The 26,539-nt window shown below is 71.4% G+C and carries 30 protein-coding genes and 1 riboswitch; of the genes, 18 read left to right on the top strand and 12 right to left on the bottom strand.

The window, feature by feature from the left end:
- Positions 1-39: 39 nt before the first annotated feature.
- From ACGFR7_RS26370 to ACGFR7_RS26385, 4 genes are all read right to left on the bottom strand, one after another.
- Positions 40-1,065 (bottom strand): LacI family DNA-binding transcriptional regulator, encoded by a 1,026-nt coding sequence (locus tag ACGFR7_RS26370; protein WP_393323961.1) that lies wholly within the window; start codon positions 1,063-1,065, stop codon positions 40-42.
- A gap of 80 nt (positions 1,066-1,145) precedes the next feature.
- Positions 1,146-2,000, bottom strand: a complete 855-nt coding sequence (locus ACGFR7_RS26375; RefSeq protein WP_393323964.1) for a response regulator transcription factor — start codon at positions 1,998-2,000, stop codon at positions 1,146-1,148.
- A gap of 522 nt (positions 2,001-2,522) precedes the next feature.
- Positions 2,523-4,418 (bottom strand): ABC transporter ATP-binding protein, encoded by a 1,896-nt coding sequence (locus ACGFR7_RS26380; protein WP_393324116.1) that lies wholly within the window; start codon positions 4,416-4,418, stop codon positions 2,523-2,525.
- Positions 4,419-4,531: 113 nt separating this feature from the next.
- Complete coding sequence (locus ACGFR7_RS26385; protein WP_393323967.1) at positions 4,532-6,265, bottom strand: ABC transporter ATP-binding protein; 1,734 nt, start codon at positions 6,263-6,265, stop codon at positions 4,532-4,534.
- A 206-nt stretch (positions 6,266-6,471) separates the two neighbouring features.
- Here ACGFR7_RS26385 and ACGFR7_RS26390 point away from each other — a divergent pair, with 206 nt between their 5' ends.
- The 7 genes from ACGFR7_RS26390 (at position 6,472) to ACGFR7_RS26420 (ending at position 11,305) form a co-directional block, all read left to right on the top strand.
- A complete protein-coding gene (locus ACGFR7_RS26390; protein WP_129298521.1) occupies positions 6,472-6,717 on the top strand; it encodes a MoaD/ThiS family protein in 246 nt (81 codons plus the stop codon).
- A gap of 10 nt (positions 6,718-6,727) precedes the next feature.
- Positions 6,728-8,179 carry a hypothetical protein gene (locus ACGFR7_RS26395; RefSeq protein ID WP_393323969.1) on the top strand — a complete coding sequence of 484 codons (1,452 nt, stop codon included), beginning with the start codon at positions 6,728-6,730 and terminating at the stop codon, positions 8,177-8,179.
- 189 nt (positions 8,180-8,368) lie between these two features.
- Complete coding sequence (locus ACGFR7_RS26400; protein WP_393323972.1) at positions 8,369-9,070, top strand: DUF2993 domain-containing protein; 702 nt, start codon at positions 8,369-8,371, stop codon at positions 9,068-9,070.
- Between the two features lie 284 nt (positions 9,071-9,354).
- On the top strand, positions 9,355-9,462 hold the full coding sequence (locus ACGFR7_RS26405; RefSeq protein WP_350252853.1) for a putative leader peptide: 108 nt from the start codon (positions 9,355-9,357) through the stop codon (positions 9,460-9,462).
- A 191-nt stretch (positions 9,463-9,653) separates the two neighbouring features.
- Complete coding sequence (locus ACGFR7_RS26410) at positions 9,654-10,499, top strand: sulfurtransferase (protein ID WP_393323975.1); 846 nt, start codon at positions 9,654-9,656, stop codon at positions 10,497-10,499.
- A 37-nt stretch (positions 10,500-10,536) separates the two neighbouring features.
- A complete protein-coding gene (locus ACGFR7_RS26415; RefSeq protein ID WP_030085405.1) occupies positions 10,537-10,824 on the top strand; it encodes a DUF1416 domain-containing protein in 288 nt (95 codons plus the stop codon).
- A gap of 193 nt (positions 10,825-11,017) precedes the next feature.
- On the top strand, positions 11,018-11,305 hold the full coding sequence (locus ACGFR7_RS26420) for a DUF3099 domain-containing protein (protein WP_086718475.1): 288 nt from the start codon (positions 11,018-11,020) through the stop codon (positions 11,303-11,305).
- Between the two features lie 21 nt (positions 11,306-11,326).
- Here the strand turns inward: ACGFR7_RS26420 and ACGFR7_RS26425 are convergent, their stop codons facing one another.
- On the bottom strand, positions 11,327-11,692 hold the full coding sequence (locus ACGFR7_RS26425; RefSeq protein WP_392377216.1) for a DsrE family protein: 366 nt from the start codon (positions 11,690-11,692) through the stop codon (positions 11,327-11,329).
- A 333-nt stretch (positions 11,693-12,025) separates the two neighbouring features.
- On the opposite strand from ACGFR7_RS26425, the gene ACGFR7_RS26430 reads away from it, so the two are divergent.
- From ACGFR7_RS26430 to ACGFR7_RS26455, 6 genes are all read left to right on the top strand, one after another.
- Positions 12,026-12,613 (top strand): FABP family protein, encoded by a 588-nt coding sequence (locus ACGFR7_RS26430; protein WP_328385282.1) that lies wholly within the window; start codon positions 12,026-12,028, stop codon positions 12,611-12,613.
- 42 nt (positions 12,614-12,655) lie between these two features.
- Positions 12,656-12,729, top strand: a riboswitch (cobalamin riboswitch).
- A 125-nt stretch (positions 12,730-12,854) separates the two neighbouring features.
- Complete coding sequence (locus ACGFR7_RS26435) at positions 12,855-13,949, top strand: FecCD family ABC transporter permease (protein WP_393323980.1); 1,095 nt, start codon at positions 12,855-12,857, stop codon at positions 13,947-13,949.
- A complete protein-coding gene (locus ACGFR7_RS26440) occupies positions 13,949-14,773 on the top strand; it encodes an ABC transporter ATP-binding protein (protein WP_393323983.1) in 825 nt (274 codons plus the stop codon). Before ACGFR7_RS26435 ends, ACGFR7_RS26440 begins: the two co-directional genes overlap by 1 nt.
- 10 nt (positions 14,774-14,783) lie before the next feature.
- Complete coding sequence (locus ACGFR7_RS26445) at positions 14,784-15,821, top strand: ABC transporter substrate-binding protein (protein WP_393323986.1); 1,038 nt, start codon at positions 14,784-14,786, stop codon at positions 15,819-15,821.
- A gap of 97 nt (positions 15,822-15,918) precedes the next feature.
- Positions 15,919-16,356, top strand: coding sequence for a Fur family transcriptional regulator (locus ACGFR7_RS26450; protein ID WP_392377211.1), 438 nt, complete (start codon positions 15,919-15,921; stop codon positions 16,354-16,356).
- 44 nt (positions 16,357-16,400) lie between these two features.
- Positions 16,401-17,381: a YgfZ/GcvT domain-containing protein gene (locus ACGFR7_RS26455; protein ID WP_393323989.1), complete on the top strand. Its 981-nt coding sequence runs from the start codon at positions 16,401-16,403 to the stop codon at positions 17,379-17,381.
- Positions 17,382-17,569: 188 nt separating this feature from the next.
- Here the strand turns inward: ACGFR7_RS26455 and dtd are convergent, their stop codons facing one another.
- Positions 17,570-17,995: a D-aminoacyl-tRNA deacylase gene (dtd, locus tag ACGFR7_RS26460; RefSeq protein ID WP_128509918.1), complete on the bottom strand. Its 426-nt coding sequence runs from the start codon at positions 17,993-17,995 to the stop codon at positions 17,570-17,572.
- Positions 17,996-18,170: 175 nt separating this feature from the next.
- On the opposite strand from dtd, the gene ACGFR7_RS26465 reads away from it, so the two are divergent.
- The 4 genes from ACGFR7_RS26465 to ACGFR7_RS26480 all read left to right on the top strand — a co-directional run bounded on the left by ACGFR7_RS26465 (position 18,171) and on the right by ACGFR7_RS26480 (position 21,382).
- Positions 18,171-18,908, top strand: a complete 738-nt coding sequence (locus tag ACGFR7_RS26465; protein ID WP_393323992.1) for an ABC transporter substrate-binding protein — start codon at positions 18,171-18,173, stop codon at positions 18,906-18,908.
- Between the two features lie 51 nt (positions 18,909-18,959).
- Positions 18,960-19,967, top strand: a complete 1,008-nt coding sequence (locus tag ACGFR7_RS26470; protein ID WP_393323994.1) for an asparaginase — start codon at positions 18,960-18,962, stop codon at positions 19,965-19,967.
- Between the two features lie 284 nt (positions 19,968-20,251).
- A complete protein-coding gene (locus tag ACGFR7_RS26475) occupies positions 20,252-20,683 on the top strand; it encodes an ankyrin repeat domain-containing protein (RefSeq protein WP_393323997.1) in 432 nt (143 codons plus the stop codon).
- A gap of 132 nt (positions 20,684-20,815) precedes the next feature.
- Positions 20,816-21,382 carry an NADPH-dependent FMN reductase gene (locus tag ACGFR7_RS26480; protein WP_393324000.1) on the top strand — a complete coding sequence of 189 codons (567 nt, stop codon included), beginning with the start codon at positions 20,816-20,818 and terminating at the stop codon, positions 21,380-21,382.
- A 28-nt stretch (positions 21,383-21,410) separates the two neighbouring features.
- Here the strand turns inward: ACGFR7_RS26480 and ACGFR7_RS26485 are convergent, their stop codons facing one another.
- The 3 genes from ACGFR7_RS26485 to ACGFR7_RS26495 form a co-directional block, all read right to left on the bottom strand.
- Positions 21,411-22,235: a class I SAM-dependent methyltransferase gene (locus ACGFR7_RS26485; RefSeq protein ID WP_393324003.1), complete on the bottom strand. Its 825-nt coding sequence runs from the start codon at positions 22,233-22,235 to the stop codon at positions 21,411-21,413.
- 143 nt (positions 22,236-22,378) lie between these two features.
- Complete coding sequence (locus ACGFR7_RS26490) at positions 22,379-22,789, bottom strand: VOC family protein (RefSeq protein WP_393324006.1); 411 nt, start codon at positions 22,787-22,789, stop codon at positions 22,379-22,381.
- A 111-nt stretch (positions 22,790-22,900) separates the two neighbouring features.
- Positions 22,901-23,353 (bottom strand): Lrp/AsnC family transcriptional regulator, encoded by a 453-nt coding sequence (locus ACGFR7_RS26495; RefSeq protein ID WP_393324009.1) that lies wholly within the window; start codon positions 23,351-23,353, stop codon positions 22,901-22,903.
- Positions 23,354-23,473: 120 nt separating this feature from the next.
- On the opposite strand from ACGFR7_RS26495, the gene ACGFR7_RS26500 reads away from it, so the two are divergent.
- Positions 23,474-24,091, top strand: a complete 618-nt coding sequence (locus tag ACGFR7_RS26500) for a LysE family translocator (protein ID WP_393324012.1) — start codon at positions 23,474-23,476, stop codon at positions 24,089-24,091.
- A gap of 240 nt (positions 24,092-24,331) precedes the next feature.
- Here ACGFR7_RS26500 and ACGFR7_RS26505 read toward each other — a convergent pair whose 3' ends face one another.
- From ACGFR7_RS26505 to ACGFR7_RS26515, 3 genes are all read right to left on the bottom strand, one after another.
- Entirely contained in the window at positions 24,332-25,324 is a 993-nt protein-coding gene (locus ACGFR7_RS26505) for an aldo/keto reductase (RefSeq protein WP_393324015.1), read from the bottom strand.
- Positions 25,325-25,630: 306 nt separating this feature from the next.
- A complete protein-coding gene (locus ACGFR7_RS26510) occupies positions 25,631-25,948 on the bottom strand; it encodes a winged helix-turn-helix domain-containing protein (RefSeq protein WP_393324018.1) in 318 nt (105 codons plus the stop codon).
- Positions 25,945-26,364 (bottom strand): hypothetical protein, encoded by a 420-nt coding sequence (locus ACGFR7_RS26515; protein WP_393324021.1) that lies wholly within the window; start codon positions 26,362-26,364, stop codon positions 25,945-25,947. The genes ACGFR7_RS26510 and ACGFR7_RS26515 overlap by 4 nt, the downstream gene beginning before the upstream one ends.
- Between the last annotated feature and the right edge of the window lie 175 nt (positions 26,365-26,539).

Raw genomic sequence — 26,539 nt, forward strand, 5'->3', positions numbered from 1 at the left:
ATATAAAGGCGCCCGGATCAGCGGTACGTCCCGGCTCCGTCAGCCGCCGCAGCCACAGGAGCGCCGCACCACCAGCCGCGACGGGAACTGCCGCAGCCGCTCGCGCCGGGAGCCGACGATCCGCAGCCCGTCGTCCAGCACCAGATCCACCGCCGCGCGCGCCATCGCCTGGCGGTCCGAGGCGACCGTGGTCAGCGGCGGATCGGTCAGCCCGGCTTCCTTCACATCGTCGAAGCCCGCGACCGCCAGCTCGCCGGGCACATCGATCCGCAGCTCGCGGGCGGCCCGCAGCACCCCGATCGCCTGGTCGTCCGTCGCGCACATGATGGCCGGCGGCCGGTCCGGACCCGCCAGCAGCTTCAGCGCGACCTGGTAGGCGTCATAGCGGTTGTACGGCGCCTGGAAGTAGCGGCCGTCCGTGGGCTTCCCGGACTCCAGCATGGCCCGCCGCCAGCCCTCGACGTGGTCGGTGACCGGGTCGCCGGACTTCGGGGTCTCCTCCGTGCCGCCGAGGAAGGCGACGTAGGGATGGCCGTGCTCCAGCAGGTGCCGGGTCGCCAGCTGCGCGCCCCAGACGTCGTCGGTCATCACCGCGACATCGTCGATGGCGTCCGGCCGGCGGTGCAGCAGCACCACCCGGGCGTCCCAGGCGTCGATCTCGGCGGCGGCGTGCTCACTGGGCCCCTGGCTGATCAGGATCAGCCCGGACACCCGCATCCCGAGGAAGGCGCGCAGATAGTGCACCTCGCGCTCGTCGAGATAGTTGGCGTTGCCGACCAGGACCATCTTTCCGCGCTCGGCGGCGGCCTGTTCGACGGCGTGCGCCATCTCCGCGAAGAACGGCTGCCGGGTGTCCGGCACGATCAGGCCTATGAGGTCGGTACGGCGGGACGCCATCGCCTGCGCGACACGGTCCGGCCGGTAGCCGAGCTCCTGGATGGCGGCGAGCACCCGCTCGCGCGTGGCCGGAGCGACCGGCCGTGGTCCGTTGTTGATGACATAGCTCACAACGGCGGTCGAGGTACCCGCCAGTCTTGCCACGTCATCCCGCGTCACCTTGGCCACGCGCGGCAGTCTACGCGGGTGGTGCAAGGGCGTGTGCGGCAGTTCTCCGCGGGTTCACGGGCCTGCCGCACCACTTGCCGCTACCTGCGTCCGGCCCGTACGCCGTGGGGGTCCGCGCCGGTGGCGACCGTCTTCCCTGAGCCGCCACCGCTCTCGGGCGCGCGGCGCTCGTCCTGTGCCGCGTCCGGGGCGGGCTTCGCCGCCTTCGCCGCATCCTCCTTGGCCTTGGCCTCCTTGGCCTTGGCCTCCGCCGCCCGCTCCACCTTCTCCGGCGTCACGAAGCGGTAGCCGACGTTCCGGACCGTGCCGATCAGCGATTCGTGTTCGGGGCCGAGCTTGGCGCGCAGCCGGCGGACATGGACGTCGACCGTCCGCGTACCGCCGAAGTAGTCGTAGCCCCACACCTCCTGCAGGAGCTGGGCACGGGTGAACACCCGGCCCGGGTGCTGCGCCAGGTACTTCAGCAGCTCGAACTCCTTGAAGGTCAGGTCCAGGACCCGCCCCTTCAGCTTCGCGCTGTAGGTCGCCTCGTCCACCGAGAGATCACCGTTACGGATCTCCATCGGGCTGTCGTCGGTCGTGATCTGCTGGCGGCCCATCGCCAGCCGCAGCCGCGCCTCGACCTCGGCGGGGCCCGCGGTGTCCAGCAGCACGTCGTCGATCCCCCAGTCCGCGGTGACGGCGGCGAGTCCGCCCTCCGTCACGACCAGGACCAGCGGGCAGCCGGGCCCCGTGGACCGCAGCAGCTGGCACAGCGACCGTACGTGCGGGAGGTCACGGCGGCCGTCGATCAGTATGACGTCGGCACCTGGGGTGTCGATGAGAGCCGGGCCCTCGGCGGGAGCCACCCGGACGCTGTGCAGCAACAGGCCGAGCGCGGGAAGCACCTCCGTCGACGGCTGGAGTGCGTTGGTCAGCAGCAGAAGTGAACTCACTTGCGACCACCTACCCTCATCTTGGGGTATTCCATCCTCTGTGTGCGGTCCTGCCTGCTTCGCTCGCCCATGACGTCTGGTTCCTCCTCGGTCCCTGCGACGGGGCTCCCGGCCTCGGCCGGGGGAGTCTGCGGCACTGCTTCGTACGATCCTTTCAGCCGCGCGACGGGGCGGCTGAAAGCACAAAAGGACCCGGGGGCAACGCTGCCCGGATCCTTCTTGCCCAGCAGGATAGCTCACCTGGCCTCCCGACCGGGGGTCGACTTTGCAGCTTTTTGTGTTCCGCCGGTCACGTCATGTGCTCGCCGGGGCGGTGTGGTGACCGCCGCCGACGGTCGGCTCCGGGGGCTCCCGCACCCCCGGTCGACCCCGGTCTGAAGCGGATCCGGCCTTCTCGGCCGGGGCTCCACGGACCGGCTCCGCCGTTGGCTGCGCCGGGCGCGGCGGAAGGCCGGGTATTTCTTCTGGACCGTCCCACGATGTGGACCGCCTCCCGCGTTTCCGGCTTTCCCGCCGTGCGGGTCACCCGGTAATCGCCTCGGAGAACTGCGCGGCATAAAGCCGCGCATACGCGCCGTTCGCGGCCAACAGCGCATCGTGGGGCCCCTGTTCCACGATCGCCCCGTTTTCCATGACGAGGATGACGTCCGCGTCGCGGATCGTGGAGAGACGGTGGGCGATGACGAAGCTGGTGCGGCCGGTGCGGAGCTGGGCCATGGCGTGCTGGATGAGGACTTCGGTGCGGGTGTCGACCGAGCTGGTGGCCTCGTCCAGGACGAGGATCGCGGGTTCGGCGAGGAAGGCGCGGGCGATGGTGATCAGCTGCTTCTCGCCGACGGAGACATTGCTGCCCTCGTCGTCGAGCACCGTGTCGTAGCCGTCCGGCAGGGTGCGGACGAAGCGGTCGACGTGGGTGGCCCGGGCGGCCGCCACGATCTTGTCCATCGGGGTGCCGGCGGGGGCTCCGTAGGCGATGTTCTCGGCGATCGTGCCGCCGAAGAGCCAGGTGTCCTGGAGGACCATGCCGATGTGCGCCCGCAGTTCCTCGCGCGACATCGCGGCGATGTCGGTGCCGTCGAGGGTGATCCGGCCGCCGCGCACCTCGTAGAAGCGCATCAGGAGGTTGACGAGGGTGGTCTTGCCGGCGCCCGTCGGCCCGACGATCGCCACCGTCTGGCCGGGGTGGACGGCCAGCGACAGGTCCTCGATGAGCGGCTTGTCCTCCGCGTAGCGGAAGGAGACGTCCTCGAACGCGACCCGGCCCTCGATGCGGCCGGGCCGGGCCGGGCGCTCGGGGTCGGGGTCCTGCTCGTCGGCGTCGAGGAGTTCGAAGACCCGCTCGGCGGAGGCGACACCGGACTGGACGAGGTTGGCCATCGAGGCGACCTGGGTGAGCGGCTGGCTGAACTGCCGGGAGTACTGGACGAAGGCCTGGACGTCGCCGATGGACAGGGCCCCGGAGGCGACGCGGAGGCCACCGACCACGGCCACCAGGACGTAGTTGAGGTTGCCGATGAACATCATCGCGGGCTGGATGATCCCGGAGATGAACTGGGCCTTGAACCCGGCGGCGTACAGGGCCTCGTTCTGTTCGCGGAACAGCTCGGCGGACTCCCGCTGGCGGCCGAAGACCTTCACCAGGCTGTGGCCGGTGTACATCTCCTCGATGTGCGCATTGAGCTTGCCGGTGGTCTTCCACTGCTGGACGAACTGCGGCTGGGCGCGCTTGCCGACCTTGGTGGCGACGACGACGGAGACCGGGACCGTGATCAGGGCGACCAGCGCCAGCAGCCACGAGATCCAGAACATCACGACCAGCACCCCGACGATGGTCAGCAGCGAGGTCACGATCTGGCTGAGGGTCTGCTGCAGCGTCTGCTGGACGTTGTCGATGTCGTTGGTCGCCCGGGAGAGCACTTCACCGCGCTGCTGCCGGTCGAAGTAGCTCAGCGGCAGCCGCGCCAGCTTCTCCTCGACCTGTTCGCGCAGGCGGAAGACCGTGCGCTGGACGACGCGGGTGGCGATCCTGGCCTGGACGAAGCCGAAGAGCGAGGACGCCGCGTAGATCAGGGTGACCCAGAGCAGGACCTGGCCGACGGCGCCGAAGTCGATGCCGTGGCCGGGGTGGACCGGCATCGCGCCGATCATGTCGGCGAGCCCGTCCTGGCCGTGGGCGCGCAGCTGCTCCGCTGCCTGGTCCTTGGCGACGCCGCGGGGCAGCTGGCGGCCGATGACGCCGGACATGATCAGGTCGGTGGCGTGGCCGAGGATCTTGGGGCCCACGACCGTGAGCGCCACGCTCAGCACGCCCAGCGCCAGCGCGGCAAAGATGACGGCGCGCTCGGGCCGCATCTGGGCCAGCAGCCGTTTGCCGGAGCCCTTGAAGTCCATCGACTTCTCGGTGGGCTGGCCGCCCATCATCCGGGCGGGCCCGACCGCGGGGGCCGGGCCTCTTCTCGGGGCCGCCCGATGTGTCTCCTCGGTGGCCGCCGGGGTCTCGGCCCGGGGGGCCGCCCCCTTGTCCGCGGTGGTCACGCCGCCTCCTGCTCGGTGAGCTGGGAGAGCACGATCTCCCGGTAGGTCTCGTTGCCGGCCATCAGCTCGGTGTGGGTGCCGGTGCCCACGACCCGGCCTTCGTCGAGGACGACGATCCGGTCGGCGCCGCGGATGGTGGCCACCCGCTGGGCGACGATCACCACCGTGGCGCGGTCGGTCTCGCGGGCGAGCGCGGCCCGCAGCGCGGCGTCCGTCGCGTAGTCCAGCGCGGAGAAGGAGTCGTCGAAGAGGTAGATCTCCGGGCGTCGCACCAGGGCGCGGGCGATCGCCAGCCGCTGGCGCTGGCCGCCGGAGACATTGCCGCCGCCCTGCGCGATGGGGGCCTCCAGGCCGCCTTCCATCCGCTCGACGAAGTCCCGCGCCTGGGCGGTCTCCAGGGCGTGCCACAGCTCGTCGTCGGTGGCGTCCGGATTGCCGTAGCGCAGGTTGGTGGCGACGGTGCCGGAGAAGAGGTACGGCTTCTGCGGGACCAGGCCGATGGCCCTGGCCAGCGTCTCCTGGTCGAGGGTGCGGACGTCCTCGCCGTCGACCAGGACCGTGCCGCCGGTCGCGTCGAACAGCCGCGGGACGAGCCCGAGGAGGGTCGACTTGCCGGAGCCCGTGGAGCCGATGACGGCGGTGGTCTCACCGGGGCGGGCGATCAGCGAGATGTCCCTGAGGACCGGCTGCTCGGCGCCCGGGAAACGGAACTCGACGTTGCGCAGCTCCAGTTCGCCATGGCGGCGGAGCTCGGTGACGGGGCTTCGGGGCGGGGTGACGCTGGAGTCGGTCCCCAGCACCTCCTGGATGCGCTCGGCACAGACCTCGGCGCGCGGCAGCATCATCACCATGAACGTCGCCATCATGATCGACATCAGGATGTACATCAGGTAGCTGAGGAACGCCGTCAGCGCGCCGATCTGCATGGACCCGCTGTCGATCCGCAGCCCGCCGAACCACACCACGGCCACGCTGGAGAGGTTCACGATCAGCATGACCAGCGGGAACATCATCGACATCAGCCGGCCGGCGCGCAGCGACACGTCGTAGAGATCGGTGCTGGCCCCGGCGAACCGCTCGCGCTCGTGCCGGTCGCGGACGAAGGCGCGGATGACGCGGATGCCGGTGATCTGCTCGCGCAGCACACGGTTGACGGTGTCGATGCGCTCCTGCACCCCGCGGAACAGCGGACGCATCCGGCGCACGATCAGTGAGACGAGAATCCCGAGGACCGGGACGATGACCAGGAGGAGGCCGGACAGGGGCACGTCCTGGTTGAGCGCCATGATGACGCCGCCGACACACATGATCGGCGCCGAGACCATCATCGTGAACGTCATCAGCACCAGCATCTGGACCTGCTGGACGTCATTGGTGGTGCGGGTGATCAGCGACGGCGCGCCGAAGGTGCCCACCTCGCGGGCGGAGAAGGACTGCACCCGGTCGAAGACCGCGGCACGGATGTCCCGGCCGAGCGCCATGGCCGTACGGGCACCGAAGTAGACGGCACCGGTCGCGCAGACGATCTGCAGCAGGGTGACGGCGACCATGAAACCGCCGACGCCGAGGATGTAGCCCGTGTCCCCCTTCACGACACCGTTGTCGATGATGTCGGCGTTGAGGGTGGGCAGATAGAGGGTTGCCAGGGTCTGGATCAGCTGAAGCAGCACGATCACGGATATCGAGCGCCGGTGGGGCCGCAAATGCGCCCGTGCGAGTCGGACCAACACGACATGAGCCTAGGCGAACACTTGCCCACGGCAATCGAATTTCCGCGTACGGCCTGCACGGGCACGGAGCCTTTGCCAGAACTTGTCCGGAGCCGGATCACCCGGCGCGTAGGCCATCATGGAGGCGGCAACGACGGGGCCCCGCCACCACGGGGGCGTCCCCCGACCGACACGACGAAGAGGCCGCCGTGACAACAACTGGCACCGTGCGCTACTGGGCCGCGGCCAAGGCCGCCGCCGGCACGGCAGAGGAGCCGTATGCGGCCGCGACGCTCGCCGAGGCGCTCGACGCGGCGCGCACGGCGCACGCCGCGAACCCCGAGTTCGCGCGCGTCCTGCTGCGCTGCTCATTCCTGGTGGACGGCGATCCGGTCGGCACCCGCGACCATCAGGCGGTGCCGCTTGCCGAGGGCGGCACCGTCGAGGTCCTGCCGCCGTTCGCGGGAGGGTGAACACACGACCATGAGCGACAACCAGCCGCAGCACCGCCATCCGTACGAGCCGCACGATCCCTACGCCCCGCAGGCCCCCTACGGGCAGCAGGCTCCCTACGGGCAGCAGGCACCGCAGTCCGCACAGGCGGCCTACGGGCAGCAGGCGCCGTACGAGCCGCAGGTCCCCTACGGACAGCAGCAGTCGCAGGGACAGCAGTCGCAGGGGCAGCAGGCAGCACACGGGCACCAGGCAGCGCACGGGCAGCCGTCGTCCTACGGGCAGGGTCAGCAGGCCTACGACCCCTATGCGCAGCAGCAGCCGAGGTCCGAGCAGTACGGGCACGGACCGCAGGGACACGGACCTCACGGACACGGCCGGCCGGGGCCCGACCCGTACGGGCGTGACCCGTACGGACGCGGCCAGTACGGGTACGACACCTACGGACAGCAGCAGCCACCGCAGCAGCACCGGCAGCCGCAGCAACCACAACAGCCGCAGTCGCAGCGGCCGGCCCACGGCCAGGACGGCTACGGCGGCCCGCACCCGGCGGAGACCGCGCCGCTGCCCCTCCAGCACCAGACCGCCCGCCCGGCCGACGAGCCGTACGCCCGCCGGCACCCCCAGCACACCCAGCAGCCCCAGCAGGCCCAGCAGCCCCGGCCGGCGGCCGCCGCACCGGCCGCGAGCGCGCCCGTCTCCACCGCTTCGGTCTCCTCCGCGCCGCTCGCCCCCAACCAGCGCGCCCGCGCCGAGGGCCGCTCGCCGATCATCCCGCCCGGGATCCAGCCGGCCGCGCTGACCGCCGGGCTCGCCCTGCTGCTGGCGCTGACCGCGTCGCTGGGCCGCCCGGTGCTCGCCGTACCGGTGGCGCTGCTGCAGGCCGTCACCGCCGCCGGCTGGTTCCGGCTCAACGGTATGTGGCCGGCCCGTCAGGGCATCGCGCTCGCCTTCCTGGGCGGACTGACCACCGATGTCGCGCTGCTCGCCACCGACCGCGCGAGCGCGCCGCTGGTCGGCATCGGCACGCTCGGGGTGTGGTGTCTGCTCGTCCTCGTCCTGCAACTGCGCAATCGCAGCAGCGCCGACGAGCGGATGTACGCGCTGACCGCCGGCCTGACCTCGTCCGCGCTCGCGGTGCTGGCCGCCGGCCACCTCGCGGCGAGCCCGCAGGCGGTGGTGGCGGGCGCCTGCGCGGTCGCGGTGGCCACCCTCGCCCGTGCGCTGCCGCTGCCCTCCGCCGCCTCGATCGGCATCTGCCTGGCGGCCGCCGCGGGCGCCGGTATCGCGGCCGGTCAGCTGACCGGCCTCGGCGCGTCCGGTGCGCTGCTGGGCCTGGCGGCCGGCGGCTGTGCCCTGATCGGTCTGCGGGTGGCCAGCTACGACTACCCGTCCCGCTTCGTCCACCTGACGGCGGGCGTGGCCCTGCCGCTGGCGCTGGCCGCGCCCGCGGTGTACGTCCTGGGACGGGCGCTGGGATAACTCCCGGTTGCGACTTCCCCGCGGAGCCGTGAGCGGCACCGGGCGGCGGCCGCCGGAAGCGCCCCTGGCGCGTTCCGGCGGCCGCCGCTGCCGTTTCCCCGACCACGTCGTCTAGGCTCCCCGGAGCGCAGGCAGGGGGCCTGCACGGACACGGCCGGGATCCGGCCCAGGTGTGGGGGAAGTGGTTCGATGCGTGCACTTCGTGTGCTGTTGATCATCCTCGTCATATTCGGCGGCCTGTTCGTGGCCGCCGACCGGGTGGCGGTGAATCTGGCCGAGGACATGGCCGCGGACAAGATCCGCGGCAGCCAGGGGCTCGACAAGGCCCCGGAGGTCTCGATCAAGGGCTTCCCGTTTTTGACCCAGGTCGCCGGTCACAGCCTCGAGGAGGTGGACGCCGAGCTCGGGGGGATCGAGGCCCGCGCCCAGGGGCATGCGCTGCGCATCGACCGGCTGTCGGCGCAGTTCCACGAGGTCGGGCTGACCAGCGACTACAGCTCCATCGAGAGCGCCGCCACGGCCACCGGCAACGCCCGGATCAACTACGCCGACCTGACCAAGGCGGCGGGCGGCGGCGTCACGATCGGCTACGGCGGACAGAAGGACGGCCGCAGCCAGGTCAAGATCTCGCCGAAGATCCCGGTCCTCAGTTCGCTGGACGTGACCGGCTCCATCACGATCGTGGGCGGCAACACCGTCCGGCTGCGCGCCGACGGGCTCCCGGCGGTGTGCAGGGCCCTGCCGGGCTGTGAGAGCAAGGTGCGCGCCCAGACCGACCACGACTGGAAGCTGGACCAGCTGCCCGGCAACCTGAAGCTGGAGAAGGTCGTGACCACGCCCGAGGGGCTCTCGATCTCCGCCGCCGGCAAGAACGTCAAGCTCCCCGGCTGACCGGCCGTCCGGTACCGACCGGACACTTCCGGCTGACCGGACCGCCGTGGCGGGCCGCCCCACCGGCCCGCCGCCCCTCCGCCGCCCATCCTCCGGCTGATCCACCCTTCGTCCACTTCCTGAGACGACCGAGTCCGTACGCCAGACCCCCCACCGGCGTACGGGCACCCGGGACCCGTGCACCCACGCGTGGCGACACCACCGATCCCACATTGCGGACAAACGCGTCTCGCCATTCGACACGCCGGTGACACGTGCCGCCCTGCGTCCCTACGATCGGTGCCATGCAGAGCTCATTGAGCGGTCTCCGTCCGCGGGGACGTGCGGTACTGACGAAGCGGCGGGCAGTAGACCTGTGCCGCGTCGCCGCCATGCTCTGTCGCCCTGTCTGACGGGCTTTTCGCACCCTCCCCCAGCTCCGGCTGGGAGGTGTTCCCAGCCCGGTCGGCCACTGAGGCCGCACCCTCACGCGTTCCGGCCCAGCGCCGCCCCGGACCCCGGTCCGGAAGTCATCGGCGCGCACCCGGCGTACCCGCGTGCCACTCTGCCACTGCCCCCCGTAACTGCCCCGGAGGAGAAGAACATGAGCCGTAGCGACGTCCTCGTAGACGCCGACTGGGTCGAGGCCCACCTGGAGGACCCGAAGGTGGTTCTCGTCGAGGTTGACGAGGACACCTCGGCCTACGACAAGAACCACATCAAGAACGCCGTCCGGATCGACTGGAAGCAGGACCTCCAGGACCCGGTCCGTCGCGACTTCGTCGACCAGGAGGGCTTCGAGAAGCTGCTCTCGGCCAAGGGCATCGCCAACGACGACACGGTGGTCCTCTACGGCGGCAACAACAACTGGTTCGCCTCCTACGCCTACTGGTACTTCAAGCTCTACGGGCACGACAGCGTCAAGCTGCTCGACGGCGGCCGCAAGAAGTGGGAGCTGGACTCCCGCGACCTGGTCGACGGCTCCCAGGTTCCCCAGCGCCCGGCCACCGCCTACCAGGCCAAGGCCCAGAACACCGCCATCCGCGCCTTCCGGGACGACGTCGTCGCCGCGATCGACAACCTCAACCTGGTCGACGTGCGCTCCCCCGACGAGTTCAGCGGCAAGCTGCTCGCCCCGGCGCACCTCCCGCAGGAGCAGTCGCAGCGCCCCGGCCACGTGCCCAGCGCCCGCAACATCCCGTGGTCGAAGAACGCCAACGACGACGGCACCTTCAAGTCGGACGACGAGCTCAAGGCCCTCTACGAGGGTGAGTCGGTGGACCTCGCCAAGGACACCATCGCCTACTGCCGCATCGGTGAGCGCTCCGCGCTGACCTGGTTCGTCCTGCACGAGCTGCTCGGCCAGAGCAACGTCAAGAACTACGACGGCTCCTGGACCGAGTACGGCTCGCTGGTCGGTGTCCCGATCGAGCTCGGCGCCAACAAGTAAGCAAGCAGCTTCTCCCTCACCCCTCAAGGAAGTACCTATGTGTGGAGCACAGGCAGGCGGCCCGGACGCCTCGACCATCAAGCCCGGTGAGACCACGATCCAGGGCAGCGTGACCCGCGACGGCGAGCCCGTCACCGGCTACGTCCGCCTCCTGGACAGCACCGGTGAGTTCACCGCCGAGGTTCCCACCTCCGCGACCGGACAGTTCCGCTTCTACGCGGCCGAGGGCACCTGGACGCTGCGTGCGCTCGTCCCGGGCGGCACCGCCGACCGCACCGTCGTCGCCCAGCAGGGCGGCCTGGCGGAGGTCGCCATCGCTGTCTGACGGCGGGAGTGGCCGCGGCTCCGCAGCAGGGGCCCTCGCCACGATCCGTACGGCCGGAGGGCCGCACCCCGGAGGTTTGGACGCCTTGGCCGGGGTGCGGCCCTCCGTGCCGTGCGCCTCCGTGCCGTCCGGGCGCGAACAGCGTTTCCGCCGCCGACTTCTGTCCCGCCCCGCGCGGACTTACCGTGGATTCATGGACGCGCACCGCCGGTCGCCCGTACAGCGCCGCCATCGCAGGTACTTCGTCCTGATGGGCGTGTGCCTGGTGCTGTTCGTCCTGGCCTGGGGCGTGGTGCGGCTGTGGTCGGTGCCGGCCGCGGTGGGCATGTGTGTGGTCGCCATGGTGATCCCGCCCGTCGCGGCGATCATCGGCAACCGCCGGGAGCCCGGTGAGCGCTGGTGGGACGAGTCCGGCGACCCGGAGTCCGACCGCTGGTGGCGCGAGCTGGACGACCGGGGCGACGACAAGCACACGCAGTAGCCGCCCCGGGCACCGCCGGCCTCAGTACACCAGCGCCTGGACGTCGTCCGGCATGATCTCGCTGACGAACAGCTGGGAACCGGCGATCCCGGCCCCCTCGATCAGGTCCTTCTGCTCGATGTCCCGCCGGGCCGCGCACTGGGTGCAGACGGTGATCGCGCCGCCACCGGCGCGGATCCCGTCGATCAGCTCCGGCAGGGGGGCCGAATGCGGCAGCTCGAAATCCGCCGCCCGCCCCGGGAGCGCGAACCACACCGACTCCCCGGTCAGCCACAGCGACACCTCGACACCGCTGGCCACCGCCACCGCCGCCACCGTGAATGCCTGCGAACACCGCTCGGGCGCATCCGCACCCGCCGTCACCTTGATCACGAGCTTCTTCGCCATGAGCCAAGAGTAGGGGCGGTGGACCTCACAGCGCCGTTGTCACCGCCGCCGACTAGACTCTCAGGCGGTCCGTTACACCCTCACTCCGTTCAGGGAGCGCGCTCGTGCTTGAGGCATTCTTCACCACCCTGCTGGTTCTGGTCGCCATCGGCGTGATCTCGTTCGCCGGTCTGACCTGGAAGAAGCTGTACCAGGGCCAGCGCTGAGCCTTCGCTCCCCCAGCCACCGGCGGGTGGCAGCCCCCCTCAGCGGGTGGCAGCCCATCCACCAGCCTCCACGGAGCGCCTTGCGCGCCCCTGTCGGTTCCCCTCCACATAGATCGCCTGAGCTCTCATGATCGAGATCCCGTCCGACCTGAACCCGGCCCTGGTGCCGCTCGCCTTCCTCCTCGGTAACTGGGAGGGCGCCGGCGTCGCCGAATTCCCCGGCACCGAGAAGTGCAACTTCGGGCAGGAGGTCAGCTTCACCCACGACGGCCGCGACTTCCTGGAGTACACCTCGCACAGCTGGGTGCTCGACGCCGAGGGCAAGAAGGTGCGCCCGCTGGAGAGCGAGAGCGGCTACTGGCGCATCGACGCGGACCGCAAGGTCGAGATCGTGATGTGCCGCGACCAGGGCGTGGTGGAGGTCTGGTACGGCGAGCTGGCCGACCAGAAGCCGCAGATCGACCTGGCCACCGACGCCATCGCCCGCACCGCCGCCTCCGGCCCGTACAGCGGTGGCAAGCGGCTCTACGGCTACGTCAACAGCGACCTGATGTGGGTCGGCGAGAAGTCCACCCCGGACGTCCCGCTGCGGCCGTACATGTCGGCGCATCTGAAGAAGGTCGCCGACCTCAAGGAGTGGGCGGAAAGCCTCCCCGAGGACACGCCGGACGGCGTCTCCTTCTTCCGGCCCGACGGCACGCCCTACAACCCGTAAGCATGACGGGAGAGCCCCGCTCTCCCTGCCCAGCGCCCCGCGGGGGAAGCCGGTCGAAGTCCGGCGCTGACCCGCAACGGTAGGCGGAAGGAATCCTTCCGCAAGCCCGATTGCCCGTGGTGCGCGCAGCTTCCCGCACAACTCGCCGTGGACTGCGAGGGGACGCCACCGGACCGGCGCGGTCGGGGGCCGGCCCTTGGTACGTACGGACACGGCCCGACCCCGAGGCGGCCGACCGACCGTGGCGACCCCCACCGCGCACCCGAGGACGGACCGGGCCGGCGCACCGCCGCCGCCCCGGCGGCTGCCCCTGCCGCCCCTGGTCGCCGTCCTCGCCGCCGTCCTGCTCGGCTCCCTGCTGTGCGGGACCGGCTTCGGCGCCGCCGGTCTGAGCTGGTCCGAGGCGCTGCGCTGTCTGGGCGCCGGGCTGACCGGCGGCACGATCTCGGCGGATGAGGTCTCCGCGTACACCATCGTGTGGGAGCTGCGCTTCCCCCGGGCCGTCCTGGCGGCCGTGGTCGGCGCCGGGCTCTCCGCCATCGGTGTCACCGTGCAGGCCCTGGTCCGCAACGCGCTCGCCGACCCGTTCGTCCTCGGCATCTCCTCCGGCGCCGCCGTCGGTGCCAACGCCGTCCTGCTCTTCGGGGCGCTCGGCGGCCTGGGCGTCTGGGCGCTGTCGGTGTCGGCGTTCGTCTCCGCGCTGATCGCCATGGCCCTGGTCTACGCGGCCGCCCGCACCGCCCACGGGCTCACCCCGCTGCGCCTGGTGCTGACCGGCACCGCGATGTACTACGGCTTCTCCGCCGTCACCACCCTCATGGTCTTCACCGCCGACCGCGGCGAGGCGGCCCGCTCGGCGATGATGTGGCTGCTCGGGAGCCTGAGCGGGGCCGGCTGGAACTCGGTGCCGATCGCCGCTGCCGCGGTGGCCGCGGCCCTGGTCCACCTGCTGCTCTCCGCGGGCCGGCTGAACGCCCTGGCGATGGGCGACGAGACCGCCGCCGCCCTGGGCGTGGACGCGCACCGGCTGCGCCGCGAGCTGTTCGTCGTCGCGGCCGCCGTCACCGGCGCGGTGGTCGCGGTCAGCGGCGCGATCGGCTTCGTCGGGCTGATGGTGCCGCATGTGACCCGGATGCTGGTCGGCGCCGACCACCGCCGGGTACTGGCCGTCGCACCGCTGCTCGGCGCGGTGCTGCTGGTGTGGGTGGATCTGCTCTCGCGGGTGCTGCTGGCGCCCGTCGAGCTGCCGGTCGGCGTGCTCACCGCCGTCATCGGCGTGCCCTGCTTCGTGCTGCTGATGCGGCGGCGCGGCTACACCTTCGGAGGCGGCGCCTGATGCGGATCGAGCTCACGGACCTGTCCGTGGAGGTGGCCGGGAGGCGGCTGGTCCACGACATCACGCTCCGGGCCGGCAGCGGCCGGATGGTCGGCCTGGTCGGTCCCAACGGCAGCGGCAAATCGACCCTGTTGCGCTGTGTCTACCGCGCGCTGCGCCCAGCCGCCGGCTCCGTCCGGCTGGACGGCGCTGACCTGCACGCCATGGACGCGCGCGAGGGCGCCCGGCTGCTGGCCGCGCTGCCCCAGGAGTCCGGTACGGAGTTCGACTTCACCGTGGCCGAGGTCGTGGCGATGGGGCGGCTGCCGCATCAGCGCGGCGCGGGCCGGGCGAGCGCCGAGGACACCGCACGGTGCGCTCAGGCGCTGGCCCGGGTCGGCGCGGACCACCTGGCCCGGCGCGGCTTCCTCGGCCTGTCCGGCGGCGAGAAACAGCGGGTGCTGATCGCCCGGGCGCTGGCCCAGGACCCGCAGGTGCTGGTCCTCGACGAGCCGACCAACCACCTGGACATCGCCCAGCAGTTGGAGGTGCTGGCGCTGGTGCGGGCCGGCGGCACCTCCCCGCCAAAGCCCGGGCGACGGCTGACGGTGCTGACCGCGCTGCACGACCTCAACCTGGCCGCCGTGCACTGCGACGAGCTGTACGTCATCGACGGCGGCCGGATCGTCACCGCGGGCCCGCCCCACGACGTGCTCACCCCCGAACTGCTCGCCGAGGTCTTCGGGGTCCGCGCCCACCGCGTACGGCATCCCGGATCGGGCGCCGTCCAGCTGCTGTTCGACCGTCTCGCCACCCCCGCCCCCGCCGCCGAAGCCGACTCCTGAGGACCCCGCCATGCGCCGCCCCACCGCCCCGCTCACCGTCCTCGCCCTCGCGCTCGCCCTGACCGGCTGCGGCGCGAAGGTCTCCGGCGACGGCGGCAGCGACGCATCCGGCCGGCACTCCGCCGGGGCCGCCGGCCACCACCCCGTCACCGTCGAGAACTGCGGCACCCGCACCACCTACGACAAGGCGCCCCGCCGGGTGGTCACCAACGACGTCGGCATCACCGAGATCATGTTCGCGCTGGGCCTGGAGGGCCGGATGGCGGGCTATGCCATGCCGGACGACAAGGGCGACCTCAACGGCCTGCCCTGGAAGGCCGCGTACGACAAGGTCCCGCGGCTCTCCGAGAAGCCGCTCACCAAGGAGATGGTCCTCGACGCCCGTGCCGATCTGGTCTTCGCGGGCTGGAACTACGGCTTCGGCGAGGACACCGGCCTGACCCCCGCCGCCCTCGGCAAGCTCGGCATCGGCAGCTACGTCCTGACCGAGTCCTGCCACCACGGCACGGACGGCACGGCCCGCGGCGTGATGCCGCCCCTGAAGGCGCTCTACACCGACCTGACGACGCTCGGGAAGATCTTCGGCGTCGAGGACCGGGCGGCCGCCCTGGTGAAGAAGTACAAGAGGCAGGTGGCCGACGCCGCGGCCCTGGCCCCCGCGCCCGGCGACCGCCCCACCGTCTTCCTCTACGACGACGGCCGCGACAAGCCGTTGACCTCGGGCAAGTACGCCGGACCGCACGACATCATCACCAAGGCGGGCGGCGAGAACATCATGAAGGACCTCACGGACTCCTGGACGACCGTCGGCTGGGAGACCGTCGTCGCCCGCAATCCCGACGTCATCGTGATCAACAACTACGGCGACACCTCCGCCGCACGGAAGAAGGCGTTCCTGGAGTCCTACGCCCCGCTCGCCGGCGTCCCGGCGGTCAAGCACCACCGGATTTACGTCATGGATTACGCCGAACTCGTCGAAAGCCCCCGCAACCCCGCCGCCGTCGGCGACCTGGCCCGCTACCTGCGCGGCGTGCGGGCGCGCGGCTGACCTGGCGTACGGAGGCCGGCCGATGCGGCGGCGTACGGGCGGCAGGCTGACGCCACAGCCCACCCCCGCCCGCCGCCCGTCCTCCTACACTGGCTGTGTGGTGACCACCGACTGGCAGAGCGACCTCCGCAGGCGCGGATACCGCCTGACCCCACAGCGTCAGCTCGTACTGGAGGCTGTGGACAGGCTGGAGCACGCCACCCCTGACGACATCCTCACCGAGGTACGCAAGACCGCGGGCGGGGTGAACATCTCCACCGTCTACCGGACCCTGGAACTCCTCGAAGAGCTGGGCCTGGTCAGCCATGCCCACCTCGGACACGGCGCCCCCACCTACCACCTCGCCGACCGCCACCACCACATCCACCTGGTCTGCCGGGACTGCTCGGACGTCATCGAGGCGGATCTGTCGGTGGCCGGGCCGTTCACGGCGCAGCTGCGCGGACAGTTCGGCTTCGAGACGGACATGAAGCACTTCGCGATCTTCGGACGCTGTGCGGCCTGCCGTGAGAAGGCCGCCGAGGGCGACGGCTGAGGGCGACGGCTGAGACCGTCGCGAGCGGGTCGTAGGCTGGCCTCATGCTGCGACCATCACCCGCCAGCCCCCTGCTGTCGCTGCCCGGCGCCGTCCCCGCCGAGGCTCCGGACGAAGGCGTCGCCGCGCACTACGGAGACCTCTTCCGTGAGCAGCGCGCCCTCGCCGACGGCTCCGGCTTCGTGGACCTCTCCCACCGCGGCGTGGTCACCGTCGCCGGCACCGAACGGCTGAGCTGGCTGCATCTGCTGCTCACCCAGCACGTCAGCGAACTCGCGCCCGGCCATGCCACCGAGGCGCTGATCCTGTCCGCGCACGGCCACATCGAGCATGCGGTCTACCTCGTCGACGACGGCGAGACGACCTGGATGCACACCGAACCCGGCCACCAGGAGGCGCTGATCGCCTACCTGGAGAGCATGAAGTTCTTCTACCGGGTCGAGGTCGCCGACCGCACGGACGAGATCGCCGTCGTCCATCTGCCGGCCGGCTCCATCACCGAGGCGCCCGGCAGCGCTGTCGTGCGCGAGACCGCGCACGGCCGCGATCTGTTCCTGCCGCGCGCCGAGCTGGAGGCGTTCGCCGCTGCCCACGGGCCCGCGGTCGGCGTCCTGGCGCTGGAGGCGCTGCGCGTCGAGGCCCACCGCCCCCGGCTGGGCCTGGAGACCGACCACCGCACCATCCCGCACGAGCTGGGCTGGATCGGCACCGCCGTACACCTCCAGAAGGGCTGCTACCGCGGCCAGGAGACCGTGGCCCGGGTCCACAACCTGGGGAAGCCGCCGCGCCGGCTGGTCTTCTTGCACCTGGACGGCAGCGAGGTCCATCTGCCGCCGCACGGCGCCCCCGTCCGTCTCGCCTCGGACGGCGAGGAGGGCCGGCAGCTCGGTTTCGTCACCACCTCGGCCCGCCACCACGAGCTCGGCCCGATCGCGCTCGCCCTGGTCAAGCGGAATGTGCCGCTGGACGCGCAGTTGACGGCGGGCGGCACGGCGGCGGCGCAGGAGGCGGTCGTCGAACCGTAGGGCGCGCCCCGACCGCAGGGCGCGCCCCGACCGCAGGGCGTGCGCTGCGACCGCAGGGCCTGCCATGGGTGCACGGCGGCACTCCGGCGGCCGGATCCGGGGGGTGCCCTTTGCGCCGGGGGCGCCCGCGGACGCCCGTGCCTCCGGCTCCGGCTCCCGGCTCCGGCTCCGGCTCCGGCTGCCGGGGGCTACACCTCCACGAGCACCGTGAACGGCCCGTCGTTGGTCAGCGACACCTTCATGTCCGCGCCGAAGCGGCCGGTCTCCACATGGGCGCCCAGCGCCCTCAGCTGCGCCACGACCTCGTCGACCAGCGGCTCGGCGACCGGCCCCGGGGCCGCGGCGTTCCAGGTGGGGCGGCGCCCCTTGCGGGCGTCACCGTAGAGAGTGAACTGGCTGATCACCAACAGCGGCGCGGCGGTGTCCGAGCAGGACTTCTCACCCTGCAGAATCCGCACCGACCACAGCTTGCGGGCCAACTGCGCCGCCTTCTCCGGGGTGTCCTCGTGCGTGACCCCCACCAGCACGCACAGCCCCTCACCGACGATCTCCCCGACCGTCTCGCCCGCCACCTCGACGCGTGCGCCGTCAACCCTTTGCACCACAGCTCGCATACCCGCCATCATGCCGGGCGGCCCACCGCCTTCGGACAGCCGTGCCCCTCCGGGGGCCGTTCGGGTGCCATGGCCCTGCAGAAGGACCGCCCAGAGTGGCACGATGCGTGCACGTGGTGCGTTTCATGGACAACATGCCCAGGAAGCGGCACCGGACGAGGGGACGGAACGACCCATGAGCACTCTCGGCGCCGGACAGACACCCGGTCCCGTACCAACCGCCCGTACGACACCGACCGGCCGGACGACCTCCACCGCCCCCACGCCAGACACCGCACGTCCGGCCGGCACCCCACCACCCCCCACCGCCCTGACGACGACCACGGCATCGGCTCGCGTCGAGCCCCCCGGCACCGAGGACGGTCCCATGCCCAAGGCAGGCCAGGCGCAGCACCCCCGCCCCCCGCAGCAGCGCGACCGCTGCCGACCGGCCACGGCGCCCGAGCTGTCCGGCCTGGGGCTGCCCGAGCTGCGGGTGGTGCGGCGCGACTCACAGCAGGAGGAGGCCGATCTCAGCTATCTGCGACGGCTGTTGCAGGGCCGGATCGACATTCTGCGCGCCGAGATCGCCCGCCGGTCCGCGCAGCACTCCCCGCTGCTCGACCGGCTGCCGGAGATCCTGACGGACCTGCCGTCCCGGCACCGCTCGTCGGCACGGCATGTGACGGTCGGCACGCCGCACAGCGAGGAGTACCGCAGGCTCGCCGAGGAAATCCTCGGCGAGGTGGAGCTGTCCGACCTCACCGCGCGCACCGACCAGGAGCTGCAGGACGCCATGGGCCGGCTGATCCGCTACGAACAGCAGATTTCGCGTCGCCGTCAGTCACTGCAGCGCACCGCCGACGATTGCAGCGCCGAAATTGCCCGCAGGTACCGTGAAGGCGAAGCGCAAGTAGACGACCTGCTGTCCTGACCGGGCCACAAGCCTTCGGGGGGCGACGGGTCACTCCCCGGAAGGCCGCCGATGACCTCGCCCACTCCGATATCCGCACCGACGCCGGAAGCCGGCGCAGAAGCCGGCGCCTCTTCGCCGGTGTCCCCCGTCCTCGCCGAGGTCGTCCGCTCCGGCTTCGTCGAGGGCCGGCACCGCGGGTCCCTGGTGGTGCTCGCGGCGGACGGCAGTGTGGAGTGGTCGCTGGGCGAGGTGACCACTCCCGTCTTCCCCCGCTCCACCAACAAGCCGATGCAGGCCGCGGCGGTCCTGCGGGCGGGGCTGGACCTCTCCGGCGAGCGGCTGGCGCTGGCCGCCGCGAGCCATTCCGGCGAGCCCTTCCACCTCGACCTCGTGCGGACCATGCTGGCCGAGCACGGTCTGACCGCCGGGCAGCTGCAGACGCCGGCGGACCTGCCCCTGGACCCCGAGGAGGCGGAGGCCTACCTCGCCGCCGGCCGGGTCCGCGACCGCCTCACGATGAACTGCTCGGGCAAGCACACCGCGATGCTGGCCGCCTGTGCGCGCAACGGATGGCCGCTCGGCTCGTACCTCGACCAGGCTCACCCGCTGCAGCAGCTGGTGGCCGAGGGGGTGCGTGGCGCGAGCGGCGAGGACGTCGCCCACATCGGCACTGACGGCTGCGGCGCGCCGCTGCTCTCGCTCTCCCTGACCGGCCTGGCCCGCGCCTTCCGGTACTTCGTCCTGGCCGAGCCCGGCAGTCCTGAGCGACGGGTCGCGGATGCGATGCGGGCCCACCCGGAGTACGTCGCGGGCACGCGGCGGCCGGACACCTGGCTGATGCAAGCCCTCCCGGGCACGCTCGCCAAGATGGGGGCCGAGGCGGTCCAGGCTCTGGCCCTCCCCGACGGCCGCGCCCTCGCGTTCAAGATCGACGATGGTGCGGGCCGCACGCTGGGCCCGGTTCTCGCCCGGACCCTGCGCCTCATGGGGATCGACGCCGCCGTGCTGTCCCGGCTGGAGGACGCCCCGCTCCTCGGCGGAGGGGTACGGGTGGGGGAGATCCGGGCCGCGTTCTGAGGGGTGGGGTTGGCTCGGGTGGGGTTGGCTCGGGTGGGGTTGGCTCAGCTGGGGTTGGCTCAGCTGGGGTTGGCTCGGGTGGGGTTGGCTCGGGTGGGGTTGGCTCGGGTGGGCCGGCGCTTGGCTGCGGGCTCGTTTGCCCCGTCCGGCCTCGGGCGGGTCCCGGTACATCCCCCGGCCCGTCCCCTCCTCGCGCCCGCTGCCCCGACAGCAGTGGCCTGCATAAGGTGGCGATGACACAGTGCAGGCCACGCACCACCTACCAGAGCAGGAGGCCGGCGACCATGAGCGACGCGAATCCCGAGCCGCAGGGGCCCGAGGCGATCGAGCACGCGCACGACCCCGAGGTGCTGCAGCTCGCGGCGAAGGTGTTCGACCTGGCACGGCACGGCGACACCGATACCGTCGCCGCATACGTGGACGCGGGTGTCCCCGCCAACCTGACGAACGACAAGGGCGACTCGCTGGTGATGCTGGCGGCGTACCACGGTCACCCCGCCACCGTGGAGGCCCTGTTGCAGCGCGGCGCCGACGCCGACCGCCCCAACGACCGCGGCCAGACCCCGCTCGCCGGCGCGGTCTTCAAGGCCGAGGACGAGGTCATCAAGGTCCTGATGGCACACGGCGCGGACCCGTCCGCGGGCACCCCCTCGGCCATCGAGACGGCGCGGATGTTCGAGAAGTCGGAGCTGCTGAAGTTGTTCGGGGCGGAGTGACCCGAGGGCTGCTCGCCCGTGGACGAGGCCCGGGCGTGACCTGCACGCTTGACCTCAAGCTCACTTGAGGTCCTAGCTTCGGTGATCGGCGGCGCTTCCGCCGCTCACGTGTCACGCCACGAAGGGCCCCGCATGTCCGAGCACCCCTACCGCCTTGCAGTGATCATCGCCAGCACCCGGGAGGGCCGGTTCGCTCCCGTCATCGCGAACTGGTTCTCCCGGCACGCCGAAACCCACGCGCATATCGACCTGGACGTCATCGACCTCGACACCGTCCGCCCGTACGAACTCCGCTACGGCAGCGAGGAGTACGAGTCGTTCGCCAAGCGCGTCGACGAGGCCGACGCATTCGTCGTGATCACTCCGGAGTACAACCACTCGTTCCCGGCCCCGCTCAAGCACGCCATCGACCTGCTGCACCGCCAGTGGCAGGCCAAGCCGGTCGGCTTCGTCTCGTACGGCGGGATCTCCGGCGGCCTGCGCGCCGTCGAGCAACTGCGACTGGTTTTCGCCGAGTTGCACGCCACCACGGTCCGCGAAACGGTGAGCTTCGCGCTCTCCAACAACCTCTTCGACGAGGCGGGCGGCCTGCATGACCCGGCACCCGCCACGCAGGCCGCCGACACCCTGCTCAACCAGCTGACCTGGTGGGCGGTGACCCTCCGCGAGGCCCGCGCGACCCGCCCGTACGGCGGCTGAGGCCAACAGCCACGGAGCCGCTGCCGGATTACCGCCGCACCGCCGTCGCCAGATGCACATTCATCGCGCACGGAATGCTGCCGTCCGGCAGCGCTGCCGCCGCCGACTCCGCCTCGAAGCGGGCCCGCAGGTCCGCGGTGACCGCGGCGTCGAGCGGTCCGAGATCGTAGAAGGAGCCGACGGTGCGCCAGATCCGCTCGGGCGGCCCGGACAGATCGATCCGTACGGTCTCCCACTCCACGGGACCGAATCCGGCCGCCCCGAACACCTCGTCGAAGCCCTCGTGGCTGCGCAGCCGCGGGTCCCCGAGCGGCGGGGTCCGCTGCTCCGGCGGCGCCGCCTTGAACAGCGGCTTCGCCAGCCGCACAAACCTCTCGTACGCCTCGCCGCCGGCCGCCCCGCCGCCCACGACGACGGCCAGCGTCCCGCCCGGCTCCAGCACCCGCGCCAGCTCCGTCGCCACCTGTTCCGCATCGCTCATCAGCATCAGCGCCATATGGGAGACGCAGCCGTCGAAGTGTGATGAGTCAAAGGGCAGTTGCTGCGCCCTGCCGACGCGGAGGTCCGCCCGCTCGACGCCGGGGCGGCGGCGGGCCAGCGCCAACTCCTCGGCGGACAGGTCGATCCCGGCAAGCCGGCGCCGGGCGCCCGCCTCCCCGGTGGCGAGAAGTTCCAGCAACAGCCCGTCGCCGCAGCCGAGATCCAGCACCCGGCCGCACGCCGCCACCCGGTCCCGCAGGATGCCGTAACTGGAGCGGCCGTCCCCGGCCCGCCCGTGAGCCATCGCCCGCACGGTTGCCGCGGGATACGCGGCATGAAAGGCACGCAGAAAGTCTTCCCGGTCCATCGCCATCCACCGACCCTAGGAGCCGGCGGCCCCGTGATCTGCCAGACCTGCCGCACCTGGCGGACCTGCCAGATCTGGCGGACCTGGCGGACCCGTCAGCCCCGTCAGCCCCGTCAGCCCCGTCAGCCCCGTCAGCCCCGTCAGCCCCGTCAGCCCTCGGATGGTCGCTCCTGCAGTGCCCAGCCGTTGCCGTCCGGGTCGCTGAAGTAGACGAACGAGTTCCACGCGCCGCCGGGGCCGTCGGCCATCACCCCGTCCTCCACGTGCTGCACGGGGCCGGCCGCCACGCCCCGTTCGACCAGTTGCGCACGGGCCGCGGCGATATCGGAGACCACCAGCTGGAGCCCCTGCAGGGAACCGGGCGCTCCCTCCGTGAGCCCGTCGCCCGCACCGATCACGATCGAGCAGCCCGACCCCGGCGGCGTCAGCTGCACGATGCGCACCGCGTCGCCGACGCACATGTCGTGATCGACGGCAAAGCCCATCTGCTCGCCGTAGAAATGCTTGGCCCGCTCCACATCGGTAACCGGAACCGGCACCAGTTCGAGCTTCCAGTCCATGGCGCGCCGTCCTTCCGTACGGGCAACGGCCCGGAACAGCGACCGCCGGCACCGGCCCCCTCACGCTGCGAAAAGTCTAGGCCGCCTCATGGGGGAGTTCTCGCGGTGCGGCTACTCGGGCAGCGGGCGGTCGTCGACGACGTGCTTCATGACGAGGGTGGAGGTCAGGCGCTGGACGCCCGGCAGCCGGGCCAGTCGCTGGTCATAGAGCTGCTGGAAGGCGGCCAGGTCGGTGGTGGCGATGCGCAGGAGGTAGTCGGGTTCGCCGAACAGGCGCTGGGCCTGGAGCACGTGCGGGACGGCGGCCACTGCCTCCTCGAAAGCGGTGACGGTGTCGCGGTCCTCCCAGCGCAACGTGGCGAAGACGAGGGCTTCGAAGTCGAGGCCGACGGCGGCCGGGTCCACCACGGCGCGGTAGCCGCGGATGGCGCCTCCTCGTTCGAGGTCGCGCAGGCGGCGGTGGCAGGGAGACACGCTCAGCCGCACGCGGGCGGCGAGCTCGGTGACCGTGAGACGGCCGTCCAACTGCAGCTCGGTAAGAATCTTCCGATCCAAGGCATCCATGAAGAAGATTCTCCCTCCAGGAGGGCGATCATGGAGTAAATGTGGAAACATTTTCGGGCAGATCGAGCCTAACCTTCCCCTCGTAACGCAGAACGCGAGAGGCGAGAGAAGGACCGGTCCATGGACACGACGACGCTGGCGGCTTTCCTGGCAGTGGATCTCCTGCTGGTGTTCACCCCTGGCGCGGACTGGGCCTTTGCGATGGGGGCGGGACTGCGGGACCGGTCGGTCGTTCCGGCGGTCGCGGGACTGATAGCCGGGTACGCGGGATACACGCTGCTTGCCGTCGCGGGTCTGGTGGTGATCGTGGCGAGCTCGACGACCCTGCTCACCGCGCTGACCGTCGCGGGGGCGGGCTACCTGGTGTGGCTCGGCTGGGGCGTGCTGAGGCAGCCGGCCACGTTGACCGCCTCCGGTGCGGCCGCGGGCTCCTCCCGCTTGCAGATCATGCTCAAGGGGGCCGGGACCAGCGGCCTCAACCCGAAGGCGTTGCTGCTGTACTTCTCGCTGTTCCCGCAGTTCATCGACCCGGCGACGGGCTGGCCTGTCGCCGCGCAGACGGGATTGCTCGGCACGCTCCACATGACCGCCTGCGCCGTCGTCTACCTCGGCGTCGCCGTGCTCGCCCGGACCGTCCTCAAGACCCGGCCGTCGGCGGCCCGGGCGGTCACCCGGGGCTCCGGTGTCATGATGATCGCCATCGGCGGGCTCCTGCTGGTGGAACGCCTGGCCGGCTGACGGTCCCGCCTCCCCCGTTCCCCACCATGCTGTCCGCAGGAGGAGAGCACGTGGAAGATCGGACGCCACAGGAGCGGACGAGCCCCGAGACAGCGGCGCGCATCCGGGAGAGTTGCGGCCGCCAGGGGCTGATGGGCCACCTCGGCGCACGGCTCACGCACATTGCGCCGGGCCGCGTGCACCTCGTGCTCCGTGAACAGCCCCGCTGGGGCACCGTGACGGCGGCTGCTCCCGGGCCGGTCACCGGTTGACGAAGGTCATGCTGGCCTCGTCGTACCGCGTACCGGCGATCCGGGCGGCCGGCGCCGCGGCGTCGATCGCGGCGAGTTCTTCGGCGGTCAGCTCGATGGCGAGCGCCCCAAGGTTCTCCTCCAGGTACTTCACCCGGCGGGTTCCGGGGATCGGCACCACGTCGTCCCCGCGGTGCTGCACCCAGGCCAGCGCGAGCTGTCCGGCGCTGACGCCCTTCTGCGCGGCGAGCGCGTCCAACTGCTCGACGATGGCCAGGTTCTGCTCCAGGTTGCCGTCGGCGAAGCGCGGCTGGCTGCGGCGCAGATCGGACTCCGGCAGGCCCTTCACCGAGGTGTAGCGGCCGGTCAGGAAGCCGCGTCCGAGCGGCGAGAACGGCACCAGGCCGATGCCGAGTTCACGGCACACCGGCGCGATCTCCTGCTCCAGATCGCGGGTCCACAGCGACCACTCGCTCTGCAGCGCGGCGATCGGATGCACCGCATGCGCCCGCCGCAGGGTCGCCGCGCTCGCCTCGGACAGCCCGAGGTGCCGCACCTTGCCCGCCGCGACCAGTTCGGCCATCGCGCCGACGGTCTCCTCGATCGGTACGCCGGGGTCGACGCGGTGCTGGTAGTAAAGGTCGATGTGATCGACCCCGAGCCGGCGCAGCGAAGCGTCGCAGGCCTCCCGCACGTAGGCGGCATCACCGCGGATCGCGGTCGGCTCACCGAGCCGGTTGGCGAACCCGAACTTCGTCGCCAGCACCGCCTCGTCCCGGCGGCCGGCGATGGCCCGGCCTATCAGCTCCTCGTTGTGCCCCGCCCCGTAGAAGTCAGAGGTGTCCAGCAGGCTGACACCGAGGTCGAGCGCCCGGTTGATGGTCGCGATCGACTGCGCGTCGTCCGACTCCCCGTACCCATGACTCATCCCCATGCAGCCGAGCCCCTGCGCGGAAACCACCAGCTCGCCGAGGCGACGCGACGGGACGTTCATCGTGGTCATGCTGCTGCTACCTCCTGGAGTACGGCGGACGGATCCGGGGCTCTGAGTCTCGGCCTCTGGCTCGCCCTGCCTCTGAGTCTCGGCCTCTGGCTCTCTGCCTCTGGTCCCGTCCTGATTGCTGAACTCCGGGCCCTTGTGGGGACCTGTATCGGAATTCCGTTCCGGACGGTATGAGTTGGAGCGCACTTCAAGTCAACACGGCATCGCCATGGGGCCGTTTGCGCTGACGAGCCTTCGCGCTCTGAGAGGCCCGCCCGTTCTGGCGGGGCTGTCCTCCCTGAGCCGCCGGGCGCACCGGCGACGCCGTCAGCCGCCGTAGCCCGCTATCGCCCGCAAGGCCTGACAGTGCGCGGCGAAGGCCGTACGGCCGGCGGGCGTCAGGGCGAGCCAGGTGCGCGGGCGCTTGCCGACATAACCCTTGGCGACGGCGACATAACCGGCCTTCTCCAGGGTGGTCACCTGCCGCGACAGCACCGAGTCGCTCACCTCGACGGCGTCGCGGACGAAGGCGAACTCGGCCTTCTCGGCAGCCGCGAGAGTCGCCACGATGGAGAAGCGGACAGGCGCGTGTATCACGTCGTCGAGCGCGTGACGCGGATGTGCCTCGTCATGGGGGTCTGTCACCGCCGGGCCTCCAAGTAAGCGCTCATCAGTCCGGGAAGGGCAACCACCAGTGCGCCGGGCCCCCACCACGCCGGGTCCCCCTGGAACCACGTGAGGCCCGGGACCAGCACCGCACTGTAGAGCAACCCCCAGGACGCGATCACGACGCCGAGGCGCCATCCGAAACCGCGGCGGGCCACGCGCTGTCGGGCCACGTAGAGCGACAACCCGACGATGGTGGCGCACCACAAGCCGCCGCCGATCGCGACGCCGTGAGGCCGGGCCAGCAGTCCGGTGAAGAGCACCTGGATCGCGGTAGCGCAGCCGAAGATCAGGTAGTACCAGACGTACCACCTCGTACCCTTCCGCACCTTCGAGCTCAGCTTCTGCGCACGGTCCAGGGCGGCCGCCGCTTCCTGCGAGGCGTACTCCGACATGTCGTCCCCCCGACAACTGGTACTGCTCCGGCTCTCTGTTCGACTCCCTGCATTCAGCGTGACAAGTACTTTCCGATACGACAAGTACTTTCCAGCCATTCGCCGACGGTGCGAACGCCCCTCCGCCCGCGCTCCATTGATCCGCTTCTCCGCCGCTCCACCTCGGCGCTCCATC

This window comes from Streptomyces sp. NPDC048516 (assembly GCF_043199875.1).
Taxonomy (GTDB): domain Bacteria; phylum Actinomycetota; class Actinomycetes; order Streptomycetales; family Streptomycetaceae; genus Streptomyces.

Coding starts and splice junctions, on each gene's coding strand:
- ACGFR7_RS26380 (WP_393324116.1), bottom strand. CDS start 4,418: ATGGGCGGCCAGCCCACCGAGAAGTCGATGGACTTCAAGGGCTCCGGC.
- ACGFR7_RS26395 (WP_393323969.1), top strand. CDS start 6,728: ATGAGCGACAACCAGCCGCAGCACCGCCATCCGTACGAGCCGCACGAT.
- ACGFR7_RS26400 (WP_393323972.1), top strand. CDS start 8,369: ATGCGTGCACTTCGTGTGCTGTTGATCATCCTCGTCATATTCGGCGGC.
- ACGFR7_RS26405 (WP_350252853.1), top strand. CDS start 9,355: ATGCAGAGCTCATTGAGCGGTCTCCGTCCGCGGGGACGTGCGGTACTG.
- ACGFR7_RS26410 (WP_393323975.1), top strand. CDS start 9,654: ATGAGCCGTAGCGACGTCCTCGTAGACGCCGACTGGGTCGAGGCCCAC.
- ACGFR7_RS26415 (WP_030085405.1), top strand. CDS start 10,537: ATGTGTGGAGCACAGGCAGGCGGCCCGGACGCCTCGACCATCAAGCCC.
- ACGFR7_RS26420 (WP_086718475.1), top strand. CDS start 11,018: ATGGACGCGCACCGCCGGTCGCCCGTACAGCGCCGCCATCGCAGGTAC.
- ACGFR7_RS26425 (WP_392377216.1), bottom strand. CDS start 11,692: ATGGCGAAGAAGCTCGTGATCAAGGTGACGGCGGGTGCGGATGCGCCC.
- ACGFR7_RS26430 (WP_328385282.1), top strand. CDS start 12,026: ATGATCGAGATCCCGTCCGACCTGAACCCGGCCCTGGTGCCGCTCGCC.
- ACGFR7_RS26440 (WP_393323983.1), top strand. CDS start 13,949: ATGCGGATCGAGCTCACGGACCTGTCCGTGGAGGTGGCCGGGAGGCGG.
- ACGFR7_RS26445 (WP_393323986.1), top strand. CDS start 14,784: ATGCGCCGCCCCACCGCCCCGCTCACCGTCCTCGCCCTCGCGCTCGCC.
- ACGFR7_RS26455 (WP_393323989.1), top strand. CDS start 16,401: ATGCTGCGACCATCACCCGCCAGCCCCCTGCTGTCGCTGCCCGGCGCC.
- dtd (WP_128509918.1), bottom strand. CDS start 17,995: ATGCGAGCTGTGGTGCAAAGGGTTGACGGCGCACGCGTCGAGGTGGCG.
- ACGFR7_RS26465 (WP_393323992.1), top strand. CDS start 18,171: ATGAGCACTCTCGGCGCCGGACAGACACCCGGTCCCGTACCAACCGCC.
- ACGFR7_RS26470 (WP_393323994.1), top strand. CDS start 18,960: ATGACCTCGCCCACTCCGATATCCGCACCGACGCCGGAAGCCGGCGCA.
- ACGFR7_RS26475 (WP_393323997.1), top strand. CDS start 20,252: ATGAGCGACGCGAATCCCGAGCCGCAGGGGCCCGAGGCGATCGAGCAC.
- ACGFR7_RS26480 (WP_393324000.1), top strand. CDS start 20,816: ATGTCCGAGCACCCCTACCGCCTTGCAGTGATCATCGCCAGCACCCGG.
- ACGFR7_RS26485 (WP_393324003.1), bottom strand. CDS start 22,235: ATGGCGATGGACCGGGAAGACTTTCTGCGTGCCTTTCATGCCGCGTAT.
- ACGFR7_RS26490 (WP_393324006.1), bottom strand. CDS start 22,789: ATGGACTGGAAGCTCGAACTGGTGCCGGTTCCGGTTACCGATGTGGAG.
- ACGFR7_RS26495 (WP_393324009.1), bottom strand. CDS start 23,353: ATGGATGCCTTGGATCGGAAGATTCTTACCGAGCTGCAGTTGGACGGC.
- ACGFR7_RS26500 (WP_393324012.1), top strand. CDS start 23,474: ATGGACACGACGACGCTGGCGGCTTTCCTGGCAGTGGATCTCCTGCTG.
- ACGFR7_RS26505 (WP_393324015.1), bottom strand. CDS start 25,324: ATGACCACGATGAACGTCCCGTCGCGTCGCCTCGGCGAGCTGGTGGTT.
- ACGFR7_RS26515 (WP_393324021.1), bottom strand. CDS start 26,364: ATGTCGGAGTACGCCTCGCAGGAAGCGGCGGCCGCCCTGGACCGTGCG.